This is a genomic window from Arthrobacter sp. MP_M4 (genome assembly GCF_035984855.1).
Lineage (GTDB): Bacteria > Actinomycetota > Actinomycetes > Actinomycetales > Micrococcaceae > Arthrobacter.
The window spans coordinates 143248-168105 of sequence record NZ_JAXCHX010000004.1; the positions used below are offsets into that span (position 1 = coordinate 143248).

A 24858-nucleotide genomic window follows, 5' to 3' on the forward strand; every position below is an offset into this window, starting at 1 on the left:
CCAATGGCCACTGGGGATTACGGCTATGCGGGGTGCCACCGCCGCCGGCCGTTCAACGCGGGCGCCTGCCGGCCCTTCAACGCCACCGCCGCCGTCCGTTCAACGCGGGCGCCTGCCGGCGCTTGTCACCAGCGCGAGGCTGGGCCGGTAGACTGGGGAAGGCCGAACTCTCGGCCGTACTGTCCCGGCACCCCCCAGCTTCCATCCGTTGTGCCGCGGCGTTCCCCGTTGTGAAAGGCCTTAGCTGCATTGATTACCGTCCAGGATCTCGAACTGCGCGCCGGCGCCCGCCTCCTCATGGACCAGGTGAGCTTCCGGATCGACAAGGGAGACAAGATCGGCCTTGTAGGCCGTAACGGTGCAGGCAAGACCACGCTCACCCGGGTGCTCGCCGGCGAGGGCCTGCCCGCCGGAGGGAAAGTCACCCGCAGCGGTGAGATCGGCTACCTTCCCCAGGATCCCCGGACCCCCGACATGGAGCAGCTGGCCCGCGACCGGATCCTGGCCGCCCGCGGCCTGGACATCGCCGTCAACAAGCTCAAGCAGACCCACGAGGACATGGCCAGCGACGACGCCGAGGTCCAGCGCAAGGCGATGAACCGGTACGACCGGCTCGAGTCCGAGTTCCTGGCTGCCGGCGGCTATTCCGCCGAGGCCGAAGCCGCCGCGATCTGCTCCAACCTTGCCCTCCCGGACCGGCTGCTGAACCAGCCGCTCAAAACGCTCTCCGGCGGCCAGCGCCGCCGCGTCGAACTCGCCCGCATCCTGTACTCGGACGCCGAGACGATGCTCCTCGATGAGCCCACCAACCACCTCGATGCGGACTCCATCGCCTGGCTCCGCGAGTTCCTGAAGAACCACCAGGGCGGCTTGATTGTGATCAGCCACGACACCGAGCTGCTGGAGGCCACTGTCAACAAGGTCTTCCTGCTGGACCCCAACCGCGCCCAGATCGACTTCTACAACATGGACTGGAAGCGTTACCTCCAGCAGCGTGAAACGGACGAGCGCGCCCGCAAGCGGGAGCGAGCCAACGCGGAGAAGAAGGCCCAGGTCCTCTTCGACCAGGCCAACAAGATGCGCGCCAAGGCCACCAAGGCCGTCGCCGCGCAGAACATGGCCAAACGTGCCGAGCGTCTGCTCGGCGGCCTCGAGGCCGTTCGCGCCACCGACCGGGTAGCAGCGCTGCGCTTCCCGGATCCGTCGCCCTGCGGCAAGACCCCGCTCACCGCCGACGGGCTCAGCAAATCCTTCGGTTCGCTGGAGATTTTCACCGACGTGGACCTTGCCATCGACCGCGGCTCCAAGGTGGTCATCCTGGGCCTGAACGGCGCCGGCAAGACCACGCTCCTGCGCATGCTGGCCGGCGTTGACAAGCCGGACACCGGCGAGGTGGTGGCCGGCCACGGCCTGAAGGTGGGCTACTACGCCCAGGAACACGAGACGCTCGACGTCGACCGCACTGTTCTGCAGAACATGCGCTCCTCCGCCCCGGATATGAACGACGCGGAGGTCCGCAACATCCTTGGTTCGTTCCTGTTCTCCGGTGACGATGTCGATAAGCCCGCCGGGGTCTTGTCCGGCGGCGAGAAGACCAGGCTTGCCCTGGCCACCATTGTGGCTTCCAGCGCCAACGTGCTGCTCCTCGATGAGCCCACCAACAACCTGGACCCGGCCAGCCGCGCGGAAATTCTGGGGGCGCTGAGCAATTACACGGGCGCCGTGGTGTTGGTCAGCCACGACGAAGGCGCCGTCGCGGCCCTGAATCCCGAGCGCGTCGTGCTGCTGCCCGACGGCATTGAGGACCACTGGAACGAAGACTACCTCGACCTGATTACGCTGGCGTAGGCGCCGTCGCGCCTCGGCGCATGCGGGCAGATTACCCGCGTCAGCGCACCGGCATGACCTCGGCACCGGTGATCCTGCGCAACTCCTCGTAGCTGATCGAGAACATCGAGTGGTGGTCTCCCGCGCCTGCCCAGAGGACGGGGTGGGCCGCGAGGGACTCGTCCGGCAGTGTTCTGATCTTTGCCGGATGCCCGACCGGGGCCACCCCGCCTACCTCTTGGCCCGTGTGTTCCAGCACGAACCCGTGGGCGGCCCGGCGGATCGTGCCCGCACCCAGCTGTCCGGCGACTTTGCCGACATCCACCCTGGCTGAGCCGCTGGCCAGGATCAGCAGCGGAACGCCGTCATGGTTGAACACCAGGCTGTTGGTGATGGCTGCGACATCGCAGCCCAGCGCGGCGGCCGCCGCTGCCGCCGTCGGGACCGCCGACGCGAAGCTCATGACGGTGACCTGCGCCCCGAGGGCACCCAAGGCACGCTTCACCCGGGCCACTGGCTCCGGGACGATGCCGGCCACCTCAGAACCCCTGGGCATCGAGGATGGCGTCTTCTTCTTCCTCCGCGGTCGCGTTCTTCCGTTTTCGCGGCGCGGGACGGCGACGCGCGGCCGGGCCACTGGAGTGCATGAAGGCGCCATCCCCGTCGCCGGCCTGGGTTTCGGCGTCCTCGGCGTCAATGGCCGCGTTGCGCGCCTGCTGCCGGGCCGCGTATCCGAAGCCGATGAACATCAACACGCCGAACGCGAACCACTGCAGCGAGTACGACAAGTGGGTGCCCTCGTCAGTCGACGGCTTCGGAAACGGGAACGGCATGTCCGCGGCAGCCGGATCTTCTGACGCCAACTGGCCGTAGGCGCCCGTGAGCAGAGGATATCCAAGCTGCGCGGAGTACGTTTTGAGGTCGATCGAGGCCAGCTGGCCGTCCGGGGCACCCCGCTGGAGTTCCGGCTCGGCCGGCTTCAAGCGTGCGACGACGGTCACGGGGCCTGGCGGGGGCGCCGGGACCGAATCGGGGCGGCCCGGGTTGTTGTTGCCGATCGGGAGCCAACCGCGGTCGATCACGACGGTCTCCCCGGTGTCGACCTTGAAGGGCACCACGACTTCGTACCCGGGCTGGCCGTTGAGGGGACGGTTGCGGACTATCCTCTGCCCGGCGACGTCGTAGCTTCCCTTCAACTCCACCTGCGTCCATTCGCGGTCGGCCGCCAGGGTGGTGAACTGGTCTTTCACCTGAGCGAACGGGACCGGGGTGGCGGAGTAGTTGGACACGACGCGGTTGATGCCGGCGAGGGTCTCAGCGCGGCGGTCCATCTGCCAGCGGCCCAGACCAACGCAAGCCGCAGCAAAAATCGCAGCCAGCAACAAATACCCCAGCCACTTACTGGAGAACAGAAAACGGTACATTCAGCGTGCCTTGCCTGCCGGGTCCAATGCCACAGTGTCCTTCCAGAGCCCGCGGGTCTGCAGATAGTCCTCGAGCCAGGCCCGATGCTCTCCGCAGGCCAGCCAGATCTTGCGCCGGTCCGGGGCATGGATCTTGGGGTTGTTCCACAGCAGCTGCCAGTCAGCACCGCTCCGGCATGCCTTGCGGGAACAGCGGGCGTCGGCCGGTCCGGCTGCGCTCCCATTCCCGGTGAGGTCAAAAAGGTTCATGATGCAGCCCGCCCCGAATCGTCGCCGCGGCGCCCGGGGACGTCCTGCGGGGACTCCTCATCCTCAACGACTTCGCCCTGGAGCAGCGTCACGGCGGGATCTTCCGGCACCGGCACACCAGTCTCGGGCGGAACGACGAGTGCGGCCGGCGCATCGAGCTGTGCCAGCGGCGCGTACTCCAGCAGCGAATCGGAGTGAACCTCCGCGGCGTCGCCGCCGTTGGCGATGATCACCGCAAACCAAGGCAGGAACACGGCCCCGATGACAGGGAGGATCTTCAACCAGCCATCCACCACAAAAATCAGAACAAGGCACACCATGCGGATGCCCATCGCAATGGCGTACTTGATCATCCGCTGGCGCATCTCTTCCGAGTGCGCGGTGGCGGCGTCCGTAATGCTGTGAACCTCAATGTCACCGGACGGCAGGTCCGGATTCCCGGGCACAGGTACACCGGGTCGGTTTTTGAGTGTCAAGGCTGTTCGATCACGCTCCCAAGGCTTACAACAATTCTCTCACCAACGGCAGGGCCACCCAAACGCGGACCAACCGGGCGCTAAGATCGGAGGCAGCAAAAATTCCGCCCCCAGCGCGGCGCCGTCCCGCCGCAGAATTCCGGAGCCCCACCATGCCTGAAGCAGCAACCACCGGCCGCAGCGTCCTGATCACCGGCGGCAACCGCGGAATCGGCCTTGCCATCGCCGAGGCCTTCCTCGCCAACGGCGACAAAGTGGCCGTGACCTACCGCAGCGAATCGGTCCTCCCCGCCGGCATTCTCGGTGTAAAGGCCGACGTCACCGATGAGGAGTCCGTGGACGCCGCGTTCGCCGACGTCGAAGCGGTGCACGGGCCCGTGGAGGTGCTGGTGGCGAATGCCGGCATCACCAAGGACACGCTCCTGATGCGGATGAGCGAGGACGACTTCACCTCGGTCATCGACACCAACCTCACCGGCGCCTTCCGGGTGATCAAGCGCGCCTCCAAGGGAATGATCCGTGCACGCAAAGGCCGGGTGGTCCTGATCTCGTCCGTATCGGGCCTCTACGGCGCACCCGGCCAGATCAATTACTCGGCCTCGAAAGCGGGCCTGGTGGGCATCGCCCGCTCGCTGACCCGCGAGTTGGGTGCCCGCGGCATCACAGCCAATGTGGTGGCGCCGGGGTTCATCAACACCGACATGACGGCGGAACTGCCGGAGGCCACGCAGAAAGACTATCTGTCCAAGGTGCCGGCCGCGCGCTTCGCCGAGGCCTCCGAGGTCGCCAACGTGGTCCGCTGGATCGCCAGCGACGAGGCCGCATACATTTCCGGGGCCGTGATCCCGGTGGACGGCGGCCTCGGCATGGGCCACTAGCCGGCCACAACGGGACCTTATGCCCTAAGCGCCGATCCAAGCCGGGTGTGTACTGGGGCTACAGCCCCTGACCACACCTTGGCAGGGGCATGGGATCAGGAGGACTATCGTGGCCGAGCTAAACAAGTGGGTGCCGTCGGACGTGCTGGAACCATTCAAGCGTTTCATGGACGGCGACCTTACGATGACCCCATCCATCAAAGTGGAGCAGTTCGTGGACGGCAGCACCCTGGTGGTGCGGGCCGAGGTACCAGGGATAGACCCGGACAAGGACGTGGACGTCTCCGTCAGTGAAGGCAGGCTGCACATCAAAGCCGAACGCGAGGAAAAGTCCGAGCACAAAAGCAAGGACGGTTACCACTCCGAGTTCCGCTACGGCTCGTTCACACGCAGTGTCGCTCTGCCGCCGGGAGCCAGGGAAGAGGACATCACCGCCACCTACAAAGACGGCGTGCTGGAGGTACGCGCCCCCGCCGCCCCGGTCACCCCGCCGGAGGCAACCACCCGGAAGATCAGGATCGACCACCCGTAGCCTGCGCCGGGGCACTAATCGGCCCGGGCCGGCACTAGCCTCGTGCGGCTTCTTTGTGGAACCCAGACAACCGAAAAGACCCGTGGCGCTGGCATGATGGACAGCAGACCCACCGTTTTTGGACGTTTGGAACAAAGGAGCTTATATGGGACTGCTGGATAACAAGACCGCAATCGTGACCGGTTCGTCACGGGGCATCGGCGCGGAGGTGGCCAAGTTCCTCGCCGCCGAGGGCGCCGCCGTCGTGGTGAACTACCGTCAGAAGGCGCCCCGCGCCAACAAGGTGGTCGCGGAAATCGAAGCCGGCGGGGGCCGCGCCGCGGCCGTCGGAGCCGACCTCACAAGCCAGGAAGGCGTCCAGGCCTTGGCCAGCGCCGCGATGGAGAACTTCGGCTCGCTCGACCTCCTGGTGCTTAACGCCTCCGGCGGGATGGAATCCGGTGTCGAACCGGACTACGCCCTCAAGCTCAACCGCGACGCCCAGGTGAACATGCTCAACGCGGCCGTACCGCTGATGCCGGAGGGTTCCCGGGTGGTTTTCGTGACCAGCCACCAGGCCCACTTCATCAACACAGTACCCACCATGGAGAACTACGAGCCGGTGGCACGCAGCAAGCGCGCCGGGGAGGACGCCCTCCGCGAACTCATTCCGAACCTGGCCGAAAAGGGCATCTCCCTCGTCGTCGTCTCCGGGGACATGATTGAGGGCACCGTCACCGCCACCCTGCTGGACCGCTCCAACCCCGGCGCCATCGAGGCCCGCCGGGCAGAGGCGGGAAGGCTGTACTCCGTCAAGGAGTTCGCGGCAGAGGTCGCCAAAATGGTGACCGCCGACGTCGAAAGCGGCCACACCGAGTACGTCGGCGGAGCCGATTACTTCGACAAGAGCAGCAGCTAAACATCAGCCGCTTCGAGCGGAACACGGAAATGGCCGGGGCGGTTGCCCCGGCCATTTCTGCCGGGCCCGCCTGTTCCCCCCGCCTACGGTGAGCTTCAGACGCCGGCGATGTACCGCACGGCGTCGAGATAGGGCATGTTCACCGCAGCGTCCGCCGCGGCCCGGACAGCCGGTTTGGCGTTGAAGGCCACGCCCATCCCGGCAGCTGAGAGCATGTCGAGGTCGTTCGCGCCGTCGCCGACAGCAATCGTGTGCTCCAGCGGGATGCCCTCCTCGGCAGCCCATTCGCGCAGGTACCTCTCCTTGGCCGCCCGGTCAATCACCTCACCGACCACTTTGCCGGTCAGCGCGCCGTCGACGATCTCCAGCTCATTGGCAATCCAGTGGTCCAGCCCCAGTCCCGCCGCGATCGGTCCCAGGATCTGGTTGAAACCGCCCGAGACCACGGCCACCACATGGCCGGCGGCCCGGAAGGCGGCCACGAGCTCCGCCGCACCCAGGCTGAGTGTCACTTCGGCCAGGACAGAATTTACGACGTCGGCCGGCAGTCCCGCGAGCACCGCCACCCGGGCGTGCAGACTTTGGGCAAAGTCCAGTTCGCCGCGCATGGCGGCCTCGGTCACGGCCGTGACCTCGTCGCGTTTGCCGGCGTAGGCCGCCAGGAGTTCGATCACTTCCTGCTGGATGAGGGTGGAATCCACATCCATCAGGAGCATCTTCCGGGCCGCACCGCGAAGGGCCGCGGGGACGATGGCCGTGTCGACGCCGCCGGGGCCGATCCCGGCCACCGCGCGGCGGAGGTCTGCCAGCGTTCCGTCTGCGATCGGGGTGCCGGCCGCGCCGAAACCAACGTCCGCCGTGTAGACCTCGAAGCGGGAGTCCCCGGTACGGGTTTCGGCGCCCAGCGCCAGTCCTGCCCCAGCGAGCAGCGAACGGAGCCGTTGCACCTGGGGATCGGTCAGTTTCGGGGCATAGCTCACGGCGGTTCCGAACAGGTTCATGGCTGCAATCCTAACGAGGATGCGGATAGCCGCCGGAATTCGTTGCGCTCCGGTGACGCCGCGGAACCCTGGCGGCACGCCCCCGGTGCTCCCCGCCGGTTAGCAGTCGCCCGCTTTTTTGTCCTAGTGTCTACTCCTATGAGTGATGTTCTTGAAATGGCCGCCGTCAGCGTTGTACGTGGGGCAAAAACCCTCCTGGACAAGGTTGACTGGCAGGTCAAGGAAGGCGAGCGTTGGGTGATTCTGGGCCCCAACGGCGCCGGTAAGACCACTCTGCTCCAGCTTGCTGCGGCGCGGATCCATCCCACGAGTGGGATGGCCGGCATCCTGGAGGAAGTCCTCGGTGCCGTCGACGTCTTTGAATTGCGGCCCCGGATCGGCCTGTCCTCGGCCGCGCTGGCCAACCAGATCCCGGAGCATGAGAAGGTCCTGAACGTTGTCGTGACGGCCGCTTACGGCGTGACCGGACGGTGGCGGGAGGGATACGAGAAAGACGACGAACGCCGCGCCTTCGCGCTGCTGAACGAGTGGGGCATGGGACCGCTGCTGAACAGGCCCTTCGCCTCGCTGTCCGAGGGGGAGCGCAAGCGCGTTCAAATCGCCCGCGCCCTGATGACGGACCCGGAATTGCTTCTGCTTGATGAACCGGCCGCCGGACTCGACCTCGCCGGACGCGAGGATCTGGTGTACCGGCTCAGTGAACTCGCCCGCGACGAGGCCGCCCCGGCCATTGTTCTAGTCACGCACCACCTTGAAGAAGTCCCGCCCGGCTTCACCCACGCCCTGCTCCTGCGCGATGGCGCCGTGGTGGCCCAGGGTCCGATCGACGGCGTCCTCACGGCCGAAAACCTGAGTGAGACGTTCGGGCTGCCGCTGGATATCAGCGTCAACGCCGGCCGGTACGCCGCGACCGCACGGCGCTGATTGGGCCGTTGACCGAGCGTGGAATTCTTCAATAGCGTCCTCATATTCTTCGCCGGCCTGTGGGCCGGCACCATCAACAGTGTTGTCGGTTCCGGCACCCTGGTGACGTTCCCTGTCCTGATCGCCCTGGGCTACGCGCCCGTCACCGCCTCCATCAGCAACGCGATGGGTCTGGTGGCCGGGAACGCGGCCGGAGCATGGGGCTACCGCAAGGAACTGACGGGCCGCGGCAGACAGCTCCTCAAACTCCTGCCGGCCTCGCTGCTGGGCGGCATCACCGGGGCTTATCTGCTGCTGCACCTGCCCGAGAAGGTCTTCCACTACGCCGCGCCCGCCCTGATTGTGCTGGCACTGTTGATGGTGCTGTTCCAGCCCAAACTGCAGCAGTGGGTCCGGAACCGGGAACAAAACCCCGAACACGCCATCCGGGACCGACGCCACGGCGTCGTTCTCGTGGTCCTGGTCTACCTGGCCGGCGTCTACGGCGGATACTTCGTGGCCGCCCAGGGCATCCTGCTGGTCGGCATCCTGGGGATCTTTATGACCGGGACCATCCAGAACGCCAACGCCATGAAGAACATTCTGGTCCTGGGCGTGAACGTTGTGGCGGCAGCCTCATACCTGCTGTTCGCCTTCGGCCGGATCGACTGGCCGGTTGTGGGGCTGATCGCTGTCAGCTCCCTGATCGGCGGCGTGGTCGGCTCCAAAGTGGGCCGCCGGCTGTCCCCGGTGGTCCTGCGCGGGGTGATTTTTGTCCTGGGCCTCGTCGCCCTGGGTTTCATGATCGCCAACCTCTTCAAATAATCCGCTCCGTCGCCACCGAAATGACCAGCCCGTGACCTTCCACCGCCTCAACGCCGCCGACGACCCCAGGGTTTCGGACTACACCCAGCTGACGGACGTGCACTTGCGCAAGCTCCGGGAACCGGCCGAGGGCATGTACATCGCCGAGTCCTCCCGGGTGCTCCGCCGGGCACTGGCGGCCGGACACCGGCCGCGGTCGTTCTTCCTTGCCGAGAAATGGCTCGAGGACCTCACCGATGTCTTTGCGCGGTATCCGGACGTTCCGGCGTACATCGGCTCCGCCGAACTCCTGGAGGACATCACCGGCTTTCATCTGCACCGGGGTGCGATGGCTGCCATGCAGCGGCCGGCGCCCGTGCCGCTCGCCGAACTCCTCGCCGGCGCCAGGAGGGTGGCTGTGCTTGAGGACATCGTGGACCACACCAACGTCGGGGCGATCTTCCGCTCCGCCGCGGCGCTGGGCGTGGATGCCGTCCTCGTCTCACCGCGCTGCGGGGATCCGCTGTACCGGCGCAGCGTCCGGGTCAGCATGGGGACGGTGTTCCAGGTGCCCTGGGCCCGGCTGGAGGACTGGCCCGGGGACCTGGAAGTGCTGCGCAGGCACGGGTTCACTGTGGCTGCCATGGAACTCACCGACGGCGCCGTAAACCTCGATGAGCTGGCCGCACGCCGGCTGGATAAGCTCGCGCTCGTACTGGGCACCGAAGGCGCGGGCCTGAGCGCCGGTACCCTCGCCGCCGTCGACCTCGCGGTGAAGATTCCCATGCGGGCCGGCGTGGACTCGCTCAACGTGGCGGCGGCCTCCGCCGTCGCCTTTTGGGAACTGCGTCCGCCCGAACTGCAGCCCTGAACTGCAGCCCTGGCCCGCGCCGCCGGACCGCAGCGCCCGGCAGTCCGCGAAGGCCCGGCGTTTCCGCTATGATGGGTAGCTGGCCGTCCGGTGCATTCCGCCGGCCATCCCATTCATACCTGGCAGCTGGCAAAATCCAGTTGTGCGAACAAAGGCCCAATTATGAAGTCTGATACTCACCCGAAGTACGAAGCTGTTGTTTTCAACGACCTGGCTTCCGGCGTCAAGTTCCTGACCAAGTCCACCGTGTCTTCCAAGAAGACCATCGAGTGGGAAGACGGAAACACCTACCCGGTTATCGACGTCGAAATCTCCTCCGAGTCCCACCCGTTCTACACGGGCAAGCAGCGCATCATGGACTCTGCAGGCCGCGTCGAGCGCTTCAACGCTCGCTTCAAGGGCTTCGGCGGCAAGAAGTAACCTCTTCTCCCCAAGGTCTGTTGAAAAACCCGCACCGTTCCCGGTGCGGGTTTTTTCGTCCTGCGCGGAACCGCACCGGTATCCGCCACGGGGACCTCACCGCGTGGCAGGATTAATGCCATGACAACCCCCACCCCGGCCCCTGATCCCCGCAGCTCTGACGACGGCGGCACCCGCCACCACGGGGAGTACAAGGTTCCCGGCGGTAAGCTCGTCGTCGCCGATTTCGACGTCGCCGACGGTGTACTCGCTCAGGTCTCCCTTAGTGGTGACTTCTTTCTGGAGCCGGACGAGGCGCTGTCCGAGATCAATGCGGCGCTCACCGGCCAGCCCGCGAATGCCAGTGCGGCGGAGATCTCCGCCGCGGTGTCCGAGGCCCTCCCCGCGGACGCTGTCCTGTTCGGGTTTTCGGCCGACGCCGTGGCCGTCACCATCAGGCGCGCCCTGGCGAAGGCCACCGGCTGGGCGGACCACGAGTGGGACATCATCGCTCCGACCGTGCTGCCCACCCACGTCAACGTGGCGCTCGACGAAGTCCTGGCCGAAGAGGTCGGGGCGGGGCGCCGCAATCCCACCTTGCGCTTTTGGGACTGGAAGGAACCGTCGGTGGTGATCGGCAGTTTCCAGTCCGTGCGCAACGAACTGCACCCGGACGGCGTGGAACGGCACGGAATCAGCGTGGTCCGCCGGGTCAGCGGCGGGGGAGCGATGTTTATGGAGGCCGGTAACTGCATCACCTACTCGCTGTACCTGCCGCAGAGCCTGGTGGACGGCATCAGCTTCGCCGATTCCTACGGCTTCCTGGATGCCTGGGTGATGGCAGCCCTGGCGAAAATGGGGATCAGCGCGTTCTACGTGCCGCTCAATGACATTGCCACCGATCAGGGCAAGATTGGCGGCGCCGCGCAGAAGCGGCTTGCCAACGGCGGGATGTTGCACCACGTGACCATGAGCTACGACATCGACGCGGACAAGATGGTCGAGGTCTTACGGATCGGCAAGGAAAAGCTTTCGGACAAGGGAACCCGGAGCGCCAAGAAGCGCGTTGACCCGCTCCGCCGGCAAACCGGCCTGGCCCGCGCGGACATCGTTGCCACGATGATGGAGGTCTTCACCGAACGGTATTCCGCGACCCCCTCGGAACTCACCGCGGCGGAGCTCGCCGCCGCGCGCTACCGGGTCGATGCCAAGTTCGGCACCCCGGAATGGCTGCACCGGGTGCCCTAGCGGCCAGGGCCGTTGCGGAGCAGTCGACGTCGGTTCGTGCGGGTTATGCCGGGGAGGCGGTGTGGGCCTGCGCCGTGAGGGCCCGGTGCAGATGGCTGCACTGTTCGATGATGATGCGGCGCAGCGCCCGCGGGGCCTCCGGATGCGCGGCCAGCCAGCGGTCTGTCCGGACGATGACTGGGTGCGTGTCTGCACTGCCGCCATCCAGGTCCTGGCCCGACGGGTAAAGACCGCGGACTATCCGGCTGGCGATCTCGATGCTGCGCCCCGCCCAGACCTCTTCGAGGCAGTCGAAATAGCGGTCCACGAAGCCGTGCAGCAGCGCTGCCGGGGCCGTGGTGAAACCGGCAATGGTGGCGCTCAGCAGCTGGTTGGACAGCGCGGTGCCGTGCACCGCGTCCTGCCAGGCTGCCTCCTTGACGGCCTCGTCGGGGCGGGCCGCGAGGGCGGTGGCATGACCGGACTTGCCGGCTGCCGTGTTGTCCAGGGCGAGCTCCGCGTCGAGCTGGGCCGAGGTGGCCTGCCCGTTCGCGGCCAGGGCATGCCACAGGTTCCAGCGGAGCTCCGCGTCGACGGACAGGCCGGCAATGACAGTGGTGCCGGCCAGGATGCCGCGGAGCAGGTCAAGGCGGCTGTGGTCGTAGCGGCTGGTCGCGGCGAGGGTGCGGGCCCACGCCAGCTGCTGGTCCGAGCCGGGTGCGGCCCGCTGCAGCTGATCCGCCGCGAGGTTAAGGAAGCCGGAGCGGAGCCCGGCCCGGGCGGCGGCGGGAACGTAGCGTTCAATCGCGGTGGAGGCGTTGCCCAGGACGTTCAGCAGCACGCCGATGCCGGACTCGGACGGTCCGAAGCGCGTGACCGCGTCGACATAGAGCGACGCCGGGGTGACGGCGTCGCGGGCCGAGTTCCAGAGCGCGGTCCAGCACAGGGCGCGGGCCATCGGGTCGCTGAGGGCACTGAGGGAACTCCGGACAGCAGCTTCAGAGCCCGGGTCCAACCGGACCTTGGCGTAGCTGAGGTCCTCGTCATTGACCAGCAGCAGCGCCGGGCGGGCCTTGCCCGACAGCGCGGCCACCCCGGTCCAGGTGCCGTCGAGGTCCGTCTCGACGCTGTCCGTGCGGACCAGGGCACCGGCGTCGTCGAAGTTGTACAGTCCAATCCGGAGCCGGTGCGGCCGGGGTTCCTGCCGGCCCGTCGTCGGGTCCTCGGCGTCCTGGCGGACCCGGACGGTGCCCAGGACGCCGTCGTGCTCCTCGATTTCGGTGCTGAGGGTGGAAATACCGGACGTCTGCAGCCATTGCCGGGCCCAGTCCGTGAGGTTCCGTCCGGAGGCGGTGCTGAGGGCGGCCAGCAGCTCGGCCAGGGTGGTGTTGCTGTAGGCGTGGTCCTTAAAGTACTGGCGGGAGCCGGCCACGAAGGCCTCGAATCCAACGTAGGCGACGAGCTGCTTGAGCACCGAGGCGCCCTTGGCGTAGGTGATGCCGTCAAAGTTCTGCTTGGCGGCCTCAAGGTCGGGGATATCCGCGACGATCGGGTGCGTGGTGGGCAGCTGGTCCTGCGTGTAGGCCCAGGCCTTGCGGTTGTTGGCGAAGTTCACCCACGCGGTGGCCCAGTCCGTGGTGCGGTCCACAGCCAGGGTCCCCATGTAGTCGGCAAAGGACTCCTTGAGCCACAGATCATCCCACCACTGCATCGTGACGAGGTCCCCGAACCACATGTGGGCCATCTCGTGCAGCAGGGTGTTCGCCCGGCCCTGATACTGGGAGTCGGCGGCGCGGGAGGTAAAGACGTAGCTTTCGGTGAAAGTCACGAGCCCGGGGTTCTCCATGGCGCCGAGGTTGTACTCGGGCACAAACGCCTGGTCGTACTTTCCCCACGGGTACGGGAAATCGAAGAGCTCATTGAAGAAGTCCAGGCCGTTTTTAGTCAGAGTGAACAGGGCCTCCGGGTCGAAGGAGGGCGCCAGTGAGCTGCGGCAGTAAAGGGCGAGCGGGACGTCCAGGGTGGTGCCGTCGTCGAGCGTCCGGCTCCAGGAGTCCTCGGCTTTGAAGTAAGGGCCGGCCAGGACCGTCGTGATGTAGGTGGACATCGCCTTGGTGGGAGCAAAATCCCAGCGGCTGGTGTCCGGGTCGCTTGTCAGGAGCGTACGCTGGGTTTCGATCCCGTTGGAGGACACCTGCCAGGCCGACGGTGCCAGCACGTGGAAGGTGAATTCCGCTTTCAGGTCGGGCTGTTCAAAGTTGGCGAACACCCGGCGGGCGTCAGCGGGCTCGTACTGGGTATAGAGGTAGCACTGGCCGTCGGCCGGGTCGACGAAGCGGTGCATGCCTTCCCCGGAGGTGCTGTAAAGCGCGGTGCCCGTGACGGTGACCTGGTTTTCCGCCTGGAGGTTGTCGAGCCGGATCCGGGAACCGTCCACGACGCCGGCAACGGGGAGCCCTTTGCCGTTGAGGAAGACGCTGTGCACATCGCTGCTGATGAAATCCAGGAACGTCGAGCCGCCGGGCTCACTGGCCGAGAAGGTGATGACGCTGCGGCTCGGGTAGCCCGGAACGTTTGGATTCTCAGCCCGCCGGACGTCCAGGGAGACGTCGTAGCTGTGCGTGGTGATCAGGGTGGAGCGGGTGGCGGCCTCATCGCGGCGCAGGTTCTGGTTCGACACTCCGCTATCTAATCATGAGGAACGCGGCGCCCAGGCCCAGCGCCGCAATCAGCATCCAGGACGCCAGCGCCGCCAGCAGTGCCCGCAGCCCGGTGTGCAGCAGGTGGCGCACCCGCACAGCCGAGCCAAGGCCGAACAGCGCCATGCCCAGGACCAGGTCCTGCAGCACCGCGGCGGCGTCGAGGATGGCGGGGGAGAGCCAGCCCGTGGTGCGCAGGGCTGCCAAAGCGATGAATCCCAGCACAAACAGGGGAACGATGGGCGGCCGCTTCAACCCGTCGCCGGCCCCGGCACGGCTGCGGTGATGCAGCCCTGCGGCGGCGACCATGGGCGCCAGCAGGATCACGCGGGTGAGTTTGACGACGACGGCGACGGCGAGCGCCGATGCCCCCGCTGTCTGCGCCGTGGCGACCACCTGCCCCACATCGTGGACCGACGCCCCGGTCCAGGCACCGAAAACTTCCGGACTGAGTGCCAGCGGCTGGATGAGCAGCGGCAGCACTCCGATGGCGAGGGTGCCGCAGAGTGTTACGAGGGCCACCGGAAGGACGGTGTCGAGCTGACGGATCCGGCGCACGGCGGCCATCGCCCCGATGGCCGAGGCCCCGCAGATCGCAAACCCGGTGGCAATCAGCAGCGACACCTGAGGCGGCAGCCGGAAAAGCCGGCTGATGCCATACGTTCCGGCGAAAGCGGCGAGGACGACGCCCGCGATCAGCAGCAGCGCGCCCCAGCCGAGGCCCAGCACGTCCACCAGGCTGATCTTCAGCCCCAGGACGACAATCCCGGCACGCATCAGGCGTTTACCGGCAAAATCGAGCCCCGGGCGGCCTGTCCCCGCGGCCCAGCCGGCCGGGCCGGGGACGTTCGCGGCGAGGAGCCCGAAGGCCACGGCCAGCGTCATGGCCGGCAGCGCCGGCACCAGGGCGTGGCCGGCGAGGGCCAGAACGACCGCGGCAGCGGCGGCCAGCAGCCCCGGCAAGAGGCCTGACTGTCCGACCGGTGGCAGGCCCGGGGCGGGGGTCGGCGCTGGCGGCGGTGGGGGAGTGGACGGTGGCACGTCTCCACCTTGCCGCAACCATCCCCAAAAGCCGTCACCGCCACGGTGGCCTCCGCGCGGAAGGCCGCCGCTGCCGGGCTGCTGGACTGTCCGTCTCAGTCGGGCGCGCCTGCGGGGCTGGAAATGATTTCGCAACAAAAAGGTGGTTGTCTTGGAATCATGTCAGACCTATTCCAGGATTACTCAGTAGCCGCCGAACGCTCCGGCGCCTACGACGAGATGTTCACCCCCGGGCAGCTGGTCCGGGAGTCCTACGGGCAAATTGCCGGGGCACTGCGTGAACTGTCGCTTGCTGATGTCACCGCCCGCGCCGATTCCATGGCCCGGACATTCCTGGACCGCGGCGTGACCTTCGACTTCGCGGGGGAGGAGCGGCCCTTTCCGCTTGACATCGTGCCCCGGGTCATTCCCGCCGATGAATGGTCCGTACTGGAGAAGGGTGTGGCGCAACGGGTCCGGGCACTTGAGGCCTTCCTCAATGACGTCTACGACAAGATGACAGTGGTGGCCGACGGCGTCATTCCGCGCCAGCTCGTCACCACCAGCGCCCACTTCCACCGGCAGGTGCACGGTTTTGAACCGGCTGGCGGTGTGCGCGTCCATATCTCCGGCATCGATGTGGTCCGTGACGCCGCCGGAACCTTCCGGGTCCTTGAAGACAACGTCCGCGTCCCTTCCGGCGTCAGCTACGTCCTGGAGAACCGCCGTGCCATGGCCAAAGGGCTGCCGGAGGCCTTTGGCCAGCAGCTGATCCGGCCGGTCGAGGAGTATCCGCGCCGGTTGCTGTCGGCGCTGCGCAAGACGGCACCCACCGGCGTCGACGACCCCACCGTGGTGGTCCTCACTCCGGGTGTTTTCAACAGCGCCTACTTTGAGCACACCCTGCTCGCCGGCCTCATGGGAGTCGAACTCGTTGAAGGCCGCGACCTGATCTGCCGCGGCAACCGCGTCTACATGCGCACCACCGCCGGTGAACAGCGGGTCGACGTCATCTACAAGCGGATCGACGACGAGTTCCTCGATCCGCTGCAGTTCCGGTCCGACTCCATGCTGGGCTGCCCGGGTCTGGTCAACGCGGCCCGCGCCGGCGGCGTCACGATCGCGAATGCCGTGGGCAACGGCGTCGCCGATGACAAGCTGGTTTACAGCTACGTTCCGGACCTGATCCGCTATTACCTCAATGAAGAACCCGTGATCGCCAACGTGGACACCTTCCGGCTGGAGGAGAAAGAGGCCCGGGAGGAGGTCCTGGACCGCCTGGCCGAACTCGTCGTCAAGCCGGTGGACGGTTCCGGCGGCAAGGGCCTGGTGATCGGACCGGATGCTTCCAGGGACGAACTTGAGGCCTTGCGCAAGCGTGTCGTCGCGGACCCGCGCGGGTGGATCGCGCAGCCGGTTCTGCAGCTGTCCACCGTTCCCACGCTCAGCGGCGACAGGTTCGGTCCCCGGCACGTGGATCTGCGGCCCTTCGCTGTCAATGACGGCGACGACGTCTGGGTGCTGCCGGGCGGCCTGACCCGCGTGGCATTGAAGGAGGGCTCACTGATCGTGAACTCCAGCCAGGGCGGCGGTTCCAAAGACACCTGGGTTCTGGCGGATTCCCCCGAAGTGCCGGTGGAGACCCTGCCGCGCCCGGCCATCACGGTCCGGGAACGCGTCTCCGTCTGGCCCGTGGAGAGCAACTGGCGCGACAGCCAGAAGGAGCAGCAGCAATGACCCCGACCACGGTGCCACCGGATTTTCCGCCGGTCTGCTCTTTTTCGAATTTCGATGCGCTGGAGGTAACTGCGAATGCTTAGCCGTATCGCCGAGTCATTGTTCTGGATCGGCCGTTACGTGGAACGGGCTGACGGTACCGCCCGGATCCTCGACGTCCACCTGGAACGGCTGAACCACCTGCCCATGGAAGAACAGCGCAGCGTAGCGCAGGAACTTCTGGCCGTCATGGGCGCCCGGGCGCAAAGCGGGGACTTCGGCCTCCCCGAACTGCTCAACGCCCTGGCGTACGACAAACACAGTGCCACCTCCATTGCCGGTTCCCTCGGTGCTGCCCGGGAAAACGCCCGCAGGGCCCGCGAAACCGTGTCCTCCGGCCTGTGGGAGAGCCTCAACACCACATACTACGGACTCAACCAGCACCGCAAGGACGTGGTCGGCACGTACCGGTTCTGCAACTGGGTACTGGAACGCACCGCCATGGTCAGCGGCCTGGCCGACACCACGGTGAGCCACGACGAAAGCTGGCAGTTCCTGGTCCTGGGACGCTCGCTGGAACGCGCGGACATGACTGCGCGGATGCTCTCGACCCGGGATGTCCTTTCCGCCGGCATGTCCTGGGTGAACATGCTCCGGTGCGCCGGGGCGTACGAATCGTTTCTGCGGACCCGCCGGGCGGCCTTCGGCGACCAGCACGCCGCCGAGTTCCTGCTCCTGGACCGGCTGTTTCCGCGGTCCATCGTGTATGCACTGCGGGACGCCGACGATTGCCTTGCCAAGCTGGACCCGTCGGCCCAGCGCGTCGGCTTCATCAACGACGCCCGCCGGATCGTGGGCCAGGCCCGCACTTTCCTGGAGTTTCACCGCACCGAGGACCTCATGTCTGAACTTCCGGAGCACATGGAGCGCGTGCAGAAGGCCGTCTCCCAGGCGTCGGATGCCATTTCCCGTAAGTACTTCAATCAGGCAGACGAACTGGCCTGGGTGGGAGAAGTTTCATGACCCGGCTCAGCATCATCCACAAGACCGCGTACAAGTACAACAAGCGCGTCACGCTCTCCTACAACGAGGCCCGCATGACCCCCCTGACGGACCCCCAGCAGGTGGTCCTGGAGTCCTCGCTGAAGGTCTCCCCGTCCCAGGCTGCCCTCAGCAGCTACCGGGACTATTGGGGAACCCGGGTCACGGCGTTCGACATGCAGATGCCGCACGAGCACCTGGAGGTCCTCTCCACCACCACCGTTGAGGTGCACCGGGTGGAGCGCATCCCGGCGGAGACGGACATCGTCACCTGGGACGCTTTGGGGGCCGCGGAGACCGTCAACACGTTCAGCGACTGGATTCCGCAGTCGCAACTCACCGGGCCCGGCACCGAGGTGCTCGGAATCATCCCCGGCGTCGTTAGCGGCCGCAGTCCGCACGAGGCGGCTCTGGCGGTCTTTGACTGGATGCGCGGTGAAATGTCCTACATGGCGGGCTCCACCGGAGTCACCACCAACGCAGAGGAAGCATGGAACCAGCGCCAGGGTGTCTGCCAGGACCTGGCGCACCTCGCCATCGGCGCGCTGCGCAGCCTCGGCATCCCGGCGCGGTACGTATCCGGGTACCTGCACCCCCGGTCTTCTGCGGAACTCGGCGAGACAGTGGCAGGGCAGTCCCACGCATGGCTGGAGTGGTGGGACGGCGAATGGCGCAGCTGGGACCCGACCAACCACAAACCGGCCGGCGACTTCCACGTGACCGTGGCGAGGGGCCGCGACTACCGCGACGTACCGCCGCTGAAGGGGATCCTCTCCGGCGGCGGCGGCTCAGCGCTCAGCGTGGCCGTAGAGATCACCCGTCTCGCCTGACCCTGATCTGCCGGCGCCGGGATTAGCAGGCGTTATTCGAGCCCGGAACGGGTGGCGTCATCCAGGGGTGTCCACCAGGTGAGTGGCGGCACCACCTTGAAGCGGCGGCCGGTCACGGTGTCCGGGGTGATCCGGACAAAGTGCTCTTTCTTGCCGGCCTGCCACGGGAACAACAACAGGCCCACTGTGTCCAAAATTTCCTGCTGGTTCTGCACCGGCGCTGCCTGCCCTTTGATCACCACACTCCACGCAATGCCGGTGTCGGCGTCCACGCCGTCGGCCTCCACCGCCACGGGGGTGTCACTGGTGGCCGCCTGCAGTTTGGTGCCTTCCGCCGTGCGGAACACCAGCGTGCCGTGGTCCACCTTGTAATTGATCGGAAAGATGTCGGGGTGGTCATCCACCCATACGGCAAGCCTGCCGACGGTGACGCCGCGTAACAACCGCCAGCATTCGTGGTGGTCCAGGTTCTCAACTTCATGTGCCGGCTGGTGTTTCCCCGGAGTCGAATCAGTGCTCATGTCCGGGAGCCTACGCCGGCCCGGCGGCCGCAGGTAGGGCAAAAGGTCACAATCGGGCGTAATATCATCCGGCCCACCGGGTCTTTGTACCCGCATCGGGGGTAGTCTGGCATCAATCGTCAGCGCGGACGATCGTTGTCTTCGATGGATCGAATTGGGGCCATGAGCATGCATTCAATGGGGGAACGCCCGGACTACACCGCCATTGAGCAACAGCCAATGATCGACGGTGTGCTCAAAGGTTTTGTGTCCCGGGCCGAGGAACTGCTCCAGTCGCAGGAACGCATGGCCGGGCTGCTGGAGGCCGTGGTCGCCGTGGCCGAGGACCTCAGCCTGGACGCCGTGCTGGAACGCGTAGTGCAGTCCGGCTGCCGTCTGCTTCGGGCCCGGTACGGCGCTTTGGGCCTCATCGGCGATGACCAGGCACTCAGCCACTTCATCAGCGTCGGCATCGACGAACAACTGGCGCACCGGATCGGGCCGCTGCCCACCGGCCACGGCGTCCTCGGATTGCTGATTTCCGATCCCCGGCCCCTCCGCCTCCACGACCTGCGCAACCATCCCGAAGCCTACGGCTTCCCCGCGAACCACCCGCCCATGAAGTCCTTCCTCGGCGTCCCCGTGCGCGTCCGGGATGTGGTGTTCGGCAACCTTTACTTGACGGAGAAAGAAGACGGCAGCGACTTCACCGCCGAAGACGAAGGGCTGGCCGTGGCCCTGGCTGCCGCCGCGGGGGTGGCCATCGAGAACGCGAGACTCTACGACGACGCCCGACGCCGGGCCCGATGGCTGGAAGCGTGCATGGACGTCTCCGGACTGATGCTCAGCACCGACCGGGACTACACCGCCGGCGGGCTGGATCCCATCGCGAACCGGGCACTTCAGGAGTCGGGCTCCCAGCTCGCACTGATTGTGGCGCCCGGCACCGACGGCCACGGCCACGTGGTTGCCGGAGCGGCAGGTCAGAACAGCTCGCTGTTTTCCGGCCGGACGCTGGCGCTGGATTCGCCGCTGCTGGAAAGTGTCCTCGACGGCGGTGAGCCCGTTGTGCTCGACAGCGCCTCCGCACTGTTCGGGACGATCGACGGCGCGATCACCGGACCGCTGCTGGCGGTGGCGCTCAGCACCCAGGGAGCACACCATGGCCTCCTGCTGCTGGCCCGGGATGCCGACGCGCTCCACTACTCACGGACGGACATCGAAATGGGGGCTGTTTTTGGTTCCCACGTGGCCCTGGCCCTTGAGCTTGCCCGCGTCCACCGGCTCCGCGAGGAACTGCTGGTGTTCACCGACCGGGACCGGATTGCCCGCGACCTGCACGACCTCGTCATCCAGCGGTTGTTCGCGGCCGGGCTGAGTGTCCAGAGCCTCACCCGCTTCACGAAGGACGAGCTCGCCACCGAACGGATCCGCAACATCACCGGGGAGCTGGACGAAGCGATTCGCAGCCTGCGGGACACCATCTATTCGCTCAAAACGAGCAGCGGCGACACGGAACTGCTCAGCGGACGGATCCGGCGGGTGACGCGCAGCTCGGCGAAATCCATGCCGTTCACGCCCCGCCTCACCCTCTCCGGACCCGTGGACGCCGTCAATCCGATCAAAGCCGACAACGTGGTGGCGGTGGTTTCCGAGGGTCTGAGCAACGCCATCAGGCATTCGGGGGCGGACAGCATCTCCGTCTCCGTAGGCGTGGTCAAAGGCAGGGTGACGGTGGTGATCACGGACAACGGAGCCGGCTTCGCGGACCCCGGAAACCGCCGGGGCCTGGCCAACCTGGAAGACCGGGCACGCATGCTGGATGGTGAATGCCTTATCACCAGCGCTCCGGACGCCGGCACCAGCCTCGAATGGTCGGTGCCGCTTTAGCGGACAGTGCGGGGGTGGAGGGCGTCGGAGTGGCTGCCATGGGGCACCTGCGTGGCGGGTCCGGCAATGAAGACGGCAGCCTGGGTCCGCCGTTCAAAGCCCAGCTTGGCCAGCAGCGATGAGACGTAGTTCTTGACAGTCTTTTCCGCGAGGAACATCTCTGCGGCAATCTGGCGGTTGGTGAGCCCCACGCCCACCAACTCCAGCACCCGGCGCTCCTGGGGTGTGAGGGAGGAAGTCCGGGGGTCGACGTCGTCGGTCTTGACTAAACTCTCGACAATGCCGGCGGCGACGCCCTCCGCGAAGAGTGACTCGCCGGCGGCGGCCCGGCGCAAGGCTCCGATGAGGTCGGTACCGCCGATCTCCTTGAGGACGTAGCCGCTCGCGCCAGCCAGCACAGCTCCCCGCAGGGCCTGTTCGTCGTCGAAACTTGTCAGGATGATGCAGTTCAAGGAAGGGTCCACCGAGCGGACGTCGCGGCAGACTTCAATTCCCGTTCCGTCCGGGAGGCGGGCATCGAGTACGCAGACATCCGGATGCAGCGCGGGAATCCGGCGGGTAGCCTCAACAGCGGAACCCGAACTTCCCACCACCAGGAACCCCTCACCCTCGAGGAGTTCCTGCAGGCCGCGCCGGACGAGTTCGTGGTCGTCCAGGATGAAGACCCGGATAACCGCTGGTGTCTTGTCGGATGCAGTGAGACCTGCGTCTGCCCAGGCAATCATGATTCTCCAGTCCGGCGGCCTGCGCTGCCATATACGGTGCGGAGCCCCCCACCGGGCTCCGCAGTGTCCTTGGTTGGCTCGCTGACGGAAGCTGTCCCCACAGTCTGCTCCAGATACCGGTTCTTTCCCAACCAGGACCATTCTTCTCCGCATCCGGGAGCCCGGCTAGGGACCTAGGTCCTGACAAGGGGCGGAGTGTGGCCCCGTGACTTTTGGCCCTTGCCGCTTTCCCCACGGTGCGGCATTCTGGGCCGGACGCACGAGCCGTGCGTCGACACACTGCGTGAAACGCACTGTACGAGACGCACTGCGTGAAGCGCACTGTACGAGACACACTGTACGAGACGCACTGTACGAAGGGACCCGTTATGACCGAAGCCAGGGACATCCGGACGATTGTGGTGGGGGTGGACGGCTCCGACGCCTCCGTGGAGGCCTTGCGGGAGGCCCAGAATCTCGCAGTACAGCTGTCCGCGAAGCTCGTGGCCCTGGCCAGTTGGGATGTCCCGCCGGTCTACGACGGCTACGTCGCAATGGGCATTGACGATTTCGACGTCCGCGCCGGCGAGATCCTGCAGGAAACCGTCCAGAAGGCGTTAGGGGAGCAGACCCCGGGGAACGTCGAAACCCGCCTCGTCCAGGGGCATCCGAGGCATACCCTGATGGAGGCCAGCCGGGATGCCGACATGGTGGTAGTGGGACGCCGCGGCCACGGCGGTTTCGGCGGAATGCTGATCGGTTCCGTCAGCTCGGCCCTGGTGGCCCATGCCCATTGCCCTGTGCTGGTGGTTCACACGCCGGAAACCAAGGCGGGCAAGTAGCTTCGCAGGTATCCCGGGCCGCGGGTATTCCGGGCAGGCGAGCTTCTATTCGAACGACTTCCGGCGGGGATCGGAGAGCCGGGTGTTCCAGAGGTCGGGATTATTGACTTTGAACCGGCGTCCGGTCAGGGCCAGGGGGGTCAGCCGCACGTAGTAGTCCTTGTTTCCGGGCTGCCAGGGTTCAAGAAGGCGTGCGTCGACGGCGTCCTTCTCTTCCTTGTCCTCGATCAGCTGGGCCTCGCCGCGGGCTACGACGCTCCAGGCCTGCTGTTCATGGGAGTCGTAGCCGTCAATCTCAAACGCAACGGGTTTCGTTGTCATGGCGGCCCACAGTTTGGTACCTCCGGCGGTGCGGAAAACGATCGAGCGGCGCTCCAGGGCAAAGTTCACCGGAAAGATCTCTGGGTGCCCGTCCACAATCAGGGCGATCCGGCCAACAACTTCCGTGTCCAGGAGCACCCAGCACTGGTCATGGGACAATCCGAAGTCGGGGGCAGGCGTCGTCTCAGTATTCATGTGGCCCCACGCTACGCCCTCCGCCGGCCATCCATAAGGGCCATAGGGCCCCGGCCGCTGCCGGCAGTGTTGTGGCGACGCTCCCACCTGTCGGGGTACCGCCCTACCAGGGACTCGGCTTGTAATCCTTCAGGAAAACGCCAAACTGGTCCTCCCCGGCTTCGCCGAGCACGATCGGATCGTAGACCCGTGCGGCGCCGTCGACCAGGTCCAGGGGGGCGTGGAAGCCCTCCTCCATCAACCGGACCTTGGTGTAGTGCGGGCGCTCATCCGTGATCCAGCCGGTGTCGACGGCCGTCATCAGGATGCCGTCCGCGTCGAGCATCTCCTGGGCGCTGGTGCGGGTCATCATGTTCAGCGCTGCCTTGGCCATGTTGGTGTGCGGGTGGCCGGGGCCCTTGTAGGCGCGGGAGAACTGGCCCTCCATGGCGCTGACGTTCACGATGTATTTCCGCCGCGCACTGGAACGCTTCATCGCCCCGCGCAGCCTGCTGACCAGCAGGAAGGGCGCGGTAACGTTGCACAGCTGGACCTCGAGCATTTCCAGGGGATCCACCTCATCCACCACCTGCGTCCAACTGTTGATGCTGGCCAGGTCCGGGACCAGGCCGCCGGCGTCGATGGCGGTGCCTGCCGCGATGCGCTCCAGTGACGCGGAGCCTGTGGACAGCGCCAGCGATGTGACCGCGTCACCGGCCAGCACGGGGTGTTCCAGGACGGTACTTGCCAGGGCCAGCGGGTGTTTGTCGTGGGCGTGACCGAACGTGACGAGTTCCGGACCGCCGTTGGCCGGCTCCAACGCAGCGGGGAGCGGCTCGTCCTCGGCGTCGACCAGCGGCTTGTACGCGTTCCCCGAACGGCGCACCGTTTGCGCGGCATTGTTGATGATGATGTCCAGCGGCCCCGCCGCGTCCAGGGAGTCCGTCAGTGCCATGACTTGCGACGGGTCCCGCAGGTCAATCCCGACGATGCGCAGCCGGTGCAACCACTCACCGCTGTCTTCCATGGCGGCGAACCGGCGGGCGGCGTCCCTGGGAAACCGTGTGGTGATGGTGGTGTGGGCTCCGTCGCGGAGCAGCCGCAACGCAATGTACATGCCGATTTTCGCCCTGCCGCCGGTCAGCAGGGCACGGCGTCCGGTCAGGTCTGTCCGGGCGTCGCGCTTGGTGTGGCTGAAGGCGGCGCACTCCGGGCACAGCTGGTGATAAAACGCGTCGACCTGGGTGTAATGCTGCTTGCAGACGTAGCAGGGCCTGGACTTGATCAAGTGCCCGGCGATCTCGCCGGTGGCGGACGGCGCCAGCTTGTTGCCCCGGGTCTCGTCGTCGATCCGGTCCGGGGCCGCCGTCGCGGTCTGGGCGATCACCGCACGGTCGGCGTCGGCGATCAAATCCCGCTTGCTGACCCTGCGGTGGCGCTTCACGGCCTTGAACATCTTCCCGGTGGCGCGGCGCACCGACACGTAGTCCGGGTGCTCCTCGTCATAGACGTGGATGCTGTTCAGGACCTTCAGGCAGGACCGGATTTCTTCAGGGGTCAGATCAGGCGGCACATCGGAGGAGCTCATTGCCCCAATTTTACAGCCTGCGGGGAGCCCGGCCCGACGCCGGC

General features: G+C 66.5%; 25 protein-coding genes. 14 read left to right on the top strand and 11 right to left on the bottom strand.

The window, feature by feature from the left end; genetic code table 11:
• Positions 1 to 249: 249 nt before the first annotated feature.
• Positions 250 to 1848: an ABC-F family ATP-binding cassette domain-containing protein gene (locus RCH15_RS06120; RefSeq protein WP_326959075.1), complete on the top strand. Its 1599-nt coding sequence runs from the start codon at positions 250 to 252 to the stop codon at positions 1846 to 1848.
• A 40-nt stretch (positions 1849 to 1888) separates the two neighbouring features.
• On the opposite strand, the gene RCH15_RS06125 is transcribed toward RCH15_RS06120, so the two are convergent.
• From RCH15_RS06125 to RCH15_RS06140, 4 genes are read right to left on the bottom strand one after another with little or no spacing between them, the layout of a single operon-like run.
• Positions 1889 to 2383, bottom strand: a complete 495-nt coding sequence (locus tag RCH15_RS06125; RefSeq protein WP_326959077.1) for a YbaK/EbsC family protein — start codon at positions 2381 to 2383, stop codon at positions 1889 to 1891.
• Positions 2367 to 3251, bottom strand: coding sequence for an SURF1 family cytochrome oxidase biogenesis protein (locus RCH15_RS06130; RefSeq protein WP_326959079.1), 885 nt, complete (start codon positions 3249 to 3251; stop codon positions 2367 to 2369). Before RCH15_RS06130 ends, RCH15_RS06125 begins: the two co-directional genes overlap by 17 nt.
• Positions 3252 to 3500 carry a hypothetical protein gene (locus RCH15_RS06135; RefSeq protein WP_326959082.1) on the bottom strand — a complete coding sequence of 83 codons (249 nt, stop codon included), beginning with the start codon at positions 3498 to 3500 and terminating at the stop codon, positions 3252 to 3254. It abuts the gene before it with no gap.
• Positions 3497 to 3976 (bottom strand): DUF3099 domain-containing protein, encoded by a 480-nt coding sequence (locus tag RCH15_RS06140; RefSeq protein WP_326962242.1) that lies wholly within the window; start codon positions 3974 to 3976, stop codon positions 3497 to 3499. Before RCH15_RS06140 ends, RCH15_RS06135 begins: the two co-directional genes overlap by 4 nt.
• A 152-nt stretch (positions 3977 to 4128) precedes the next feature.
• On the opposite strand from RCH15_RS06140, the gene fabG reads away from it, so the two are divergent.
• The 3 genes from fabG to RCH15_RS06155 all read left to right on the top strand — a co-directional run bounded on the left by fabG (position 4129) and on the right by RCH15_RS06155 (position 6284).
• Positions 4129 to 4854: a 3-oxoacyl-ACP reductase FabG gene (gene fabG / locus RCH15_RS06145; protein ID WP_326959086.1), complete on the top strand. Its 726-nt coding sequence runs from the start codon at positions 4129 to 4131 to the stop codon at positions 4852 to 4854.
• Positions 4855 to 4963: 109 nt separating this feature from the next.
• Positions 4964 to 5386 carry an Hsp20/alpha crystallin family protein gene (locus tag RCH15_RS06150; RefSeq protein ID WP_326959088.1) on the top strand — a complete coding sequence of 141 codons (423 nt, stop codon included), beginning with the start codon at positions 4964 to 4966 and terminating at the stop codon, positions 5384 to 5386.
• A gap of 145 nt (positions 5387 to 5531) precedes the next feature.
• Complete coding sequence (locus tag RCH15_RS06155) at positions 5532 to 6284, top strand: SDR family oxidoreductase (protein ID WP_326959090.1); 753 nt, start codon at positions 5532 to 5534, stop codon at positions 6282 to 6284.
• Between the two features lie 95 nt (positions 6285 to 6379).
• Here RCH15_RS06155 and serB read toward each other — a convergent pair whose 3' ends face one another.
• A complete protein-coding gene (serB, locus tag RCH15_RS06160) occupies positions 6380 to 7285 on the bottom strand; it encodes a phosphoserine phosphatase SerB (protein ID WP_326959092.1) in 906 nt (301 codons plus the stop codon).
• A gap of 138 nt (positions 7286 to 7423) precedes the next feature.
• Here serB and RCH15_RS06165 point away from each other — a divergent pair, with 138 nt between their 5' ends.
• The 5 genes from RCH15_RS06165 (at position 7424) to RCH15_RS06185 (ending at position 11510) form a co-directional block, all read left to right on the top strand.
• A complete protein-coding gene (locus RCH15_RS06165) occupies positions 7424 to 8209 on the top strand; it encodes an ABC transporter ATP-binding protein (protein WP_326959094.1) in 786 nt (261 codons plus the stop codon).
• Positions 8210 to 8227: 18 nt separating this feature from the next.
• Entirely contained in the window at positions 8228 to 9013 is a 786-nt protein-coding gene (locus RCH15_RS06170; RefSeq protein ID WP_326959096.1) for a sulfite exporter TauE/SafE family protein, read from the top strand.
• A gap of 31 nt (positions 9014 to 9044) precedes the next feature.
• Positions 9045 to 9863 (top strand): TrmH family RNA methyltransferase, encoded by an 819-nt coding sequence (locus tag RCH15_RS06175; protein ID WP_326959098.1) that lies wholly within the window; start codon positions 9045 to 9047, stop codon positions 9861 to 9863.
• Between the two features lie 162 nt (positions 9864 to 10025).
• Entirely contained in the window at positions 10026 to 10283 is a 258-nt protein-coding gene (locus RCH15_RS06180) for a type B 50S ribosomal protein L31 (RefSeq protein WP_024365679.1), read from the top strand.
• Between the two features lie 120 nt (positions 10284 to 10403).
• Positions 10404 to 11510 carry a lipoate--protein ligase family protein gene (locus tag RCH15_RS06185; protein WP_326959102.1) on the top strand — a complete coding sequence of 369 codons (1107 nt, stop codon included), beginning with the start codon at positions 10404 to 10406 and terminating at the stop codon, positions 11508 to 11510.
• Positions 11511 to 11553: 43 nt separating this feature from the next.
• On the opposite strand, the gene pepN is transcribed toward RCH15_RS06185, so the two are convergent.
• Positions 11554 to 14169 (bottom strand): aminopeptidase N, encoded by a 2616-nt coding sequence (gene pepN / locus RCH15_RS06190; RefSeq protein ID WP_326959104.1) that lies wholly within the window; start codon positions 14167 to 14169, stop codon positions 11554 to 11556.
• 4 nt (positions 14170 to 14173) lie between these two features.
• The gene (locus RCH15_RS06195) at positions 14174 to 15151 is read right to left on the bottom strand and encodes a YeiH family protein (protein ID WP_326959149.1); all 978 of its coding nucleotides are present in this window, start codon (positions 15149 to 15151) and stop codon (positions 14174 to 14176) included.
• 237 nt (positions 15152 to 15388) lie between these two features.
• Between RCH15_RS06195 and RCH15_RS06200 the strand changes: the two genes are divergently transcribed.
• The 3 genes from RCH15_RS06200 (at position 15389) to RCH15_RS06210 (ending at position 18795) form a co-directional block, all read left to right on the top strand.
• Positions 15389 to 16945 carry a circularly permuted type 2 ATP-grasp protein gene (locus RCH15_RS06200; RefSeq protein WP_326959106.1) on the top strand — a complete coding sequence of 519 codons (1557 nt, stop codon included), beginning with the start codon at positions 15389 to 15391 and terminating at the stop codon, positions 16943 to 16945.
• A gap of 75 nt (positions 16946 to 17020) precedes the next feature.
• The gene (locus RCH15_RS06205) at positions 17021 to 17947 is read left to right on the top strand and encodes an alpha-E domain-containing protein (RefSeq protein WP_326959108.1); all 927 of its coding nucleotides are present in this window, start codon (positions 17021 to 17023) and stop codon (positions 17945 to 17947) included.
• Positions 17944 to 18795 (top strand): transglutaminase family protein, encoded by an 852-nt coding sequence (locus tag RCH15_RS06210; protein ID WP_326959109.1) that lies wholly within the window; start codon positions 17944 to 17946, stop codon positions 18793 to 18795. Before RCH15_RS06205 ends, RCH15_RS06210 begins: the two co-directional genes overlap by 4 nt.
• A gap of 32 nt (positions 18796 to 18827) precedes the next feature.
• Here the strand turns inward: RCH15_RS06210 and RCH15_RS06215 are convergent, their stop codons facing one another.
• The gene (locus tag RCH15_RS06215; RefSeq protein ID WP_326959111.1) at positions 18828 to 19316 is read right to left on the bottom strand and encodes a pyridoxamine 5'-phosphate oxidase family protein; all 489 of its coding nucleotides are present in this window, start codon (positions 19314 to 19316) and stop codon (positions 18828 to 18830) included.
• 168 nt (positions 19317 to 19484) lie between these two features.
• On the opposite strand from RCH15_RS06215, the gene RCH15_RS06220 reads away from it, so the two are divergent.
• Positions 19485 to 21185, top strand: coding sequence for a GAF domain-containing sensor histidine kinase (locus tag RCH15_RS06220; protein WP_409017174.1), 1701 nt, complete (start codon positions 19485 to 19487; stop codon positions 21183 to 21185).
• On the opposite strand, the gene RCH15_RS06225 is transcribed toward RCH15_RS06220, so the two are convergent.
• Entirely contained in the window at positions 21182 to 21910 is a 729-nt protein-coding gene (locus tag RCH15_RS06225; protein WP_326959115.1) for a response regulator transcription factor, read from the bottom strand. The genes RCH15_RS06220 and RCH15_RS06225 overlap by 4 nt on opposite strands.
• A gap of 368 nt (positions 21911 to 22278) precedes the next feature.
• Between RCH15_RS06225 and RCH15_RS06230 the strand changes: the two genes are divergently transcribed.
• Positions 22279 to 22731, top strand: coding sequence for a universal stress protein (locus tag RCH15_RS06230; protein WP_326959117.1), 453 nt, complete (start codon positions 22279 to 22281; stop codon positions 22729 to 22731).
• Between the two features lie 45 nt (positions 22732 to 22776).
• Here RCH15_RS06230 and RCH15_RS06235 read toward each other — a convergent pair whose 3' ends face one another.
• The gene (locus RCH15_RS06235; RefSeq protein ID WP_326959119.1) at positions 22777 to 23247 is read right to left on the bottom strand and encodes a pyridoxamine 5'-phosphate oxidase family protein; all 471 of its coding nucleotides are present in this window, start codon (positions 23245 to 23247) and stop codon (positions 22777 to 22779) included.
• Positions 23248 to 23350: 103 nt separating this feature from the next.
• Positions 23351 to 24814: an SDR family NAD(P)-dependent oxidoreductase gene (locus RCH15_RS06240; RefSeq protein ID WP_326959121.1), complete on the bottom strand. Its 1464-nt coding sequence runs from the start codon at positions 24812 to 24814 to the stop codon at positions 23351 to 23353.
• Positions 24815 to 24858 lie beyond the last annotated feature (44 nt).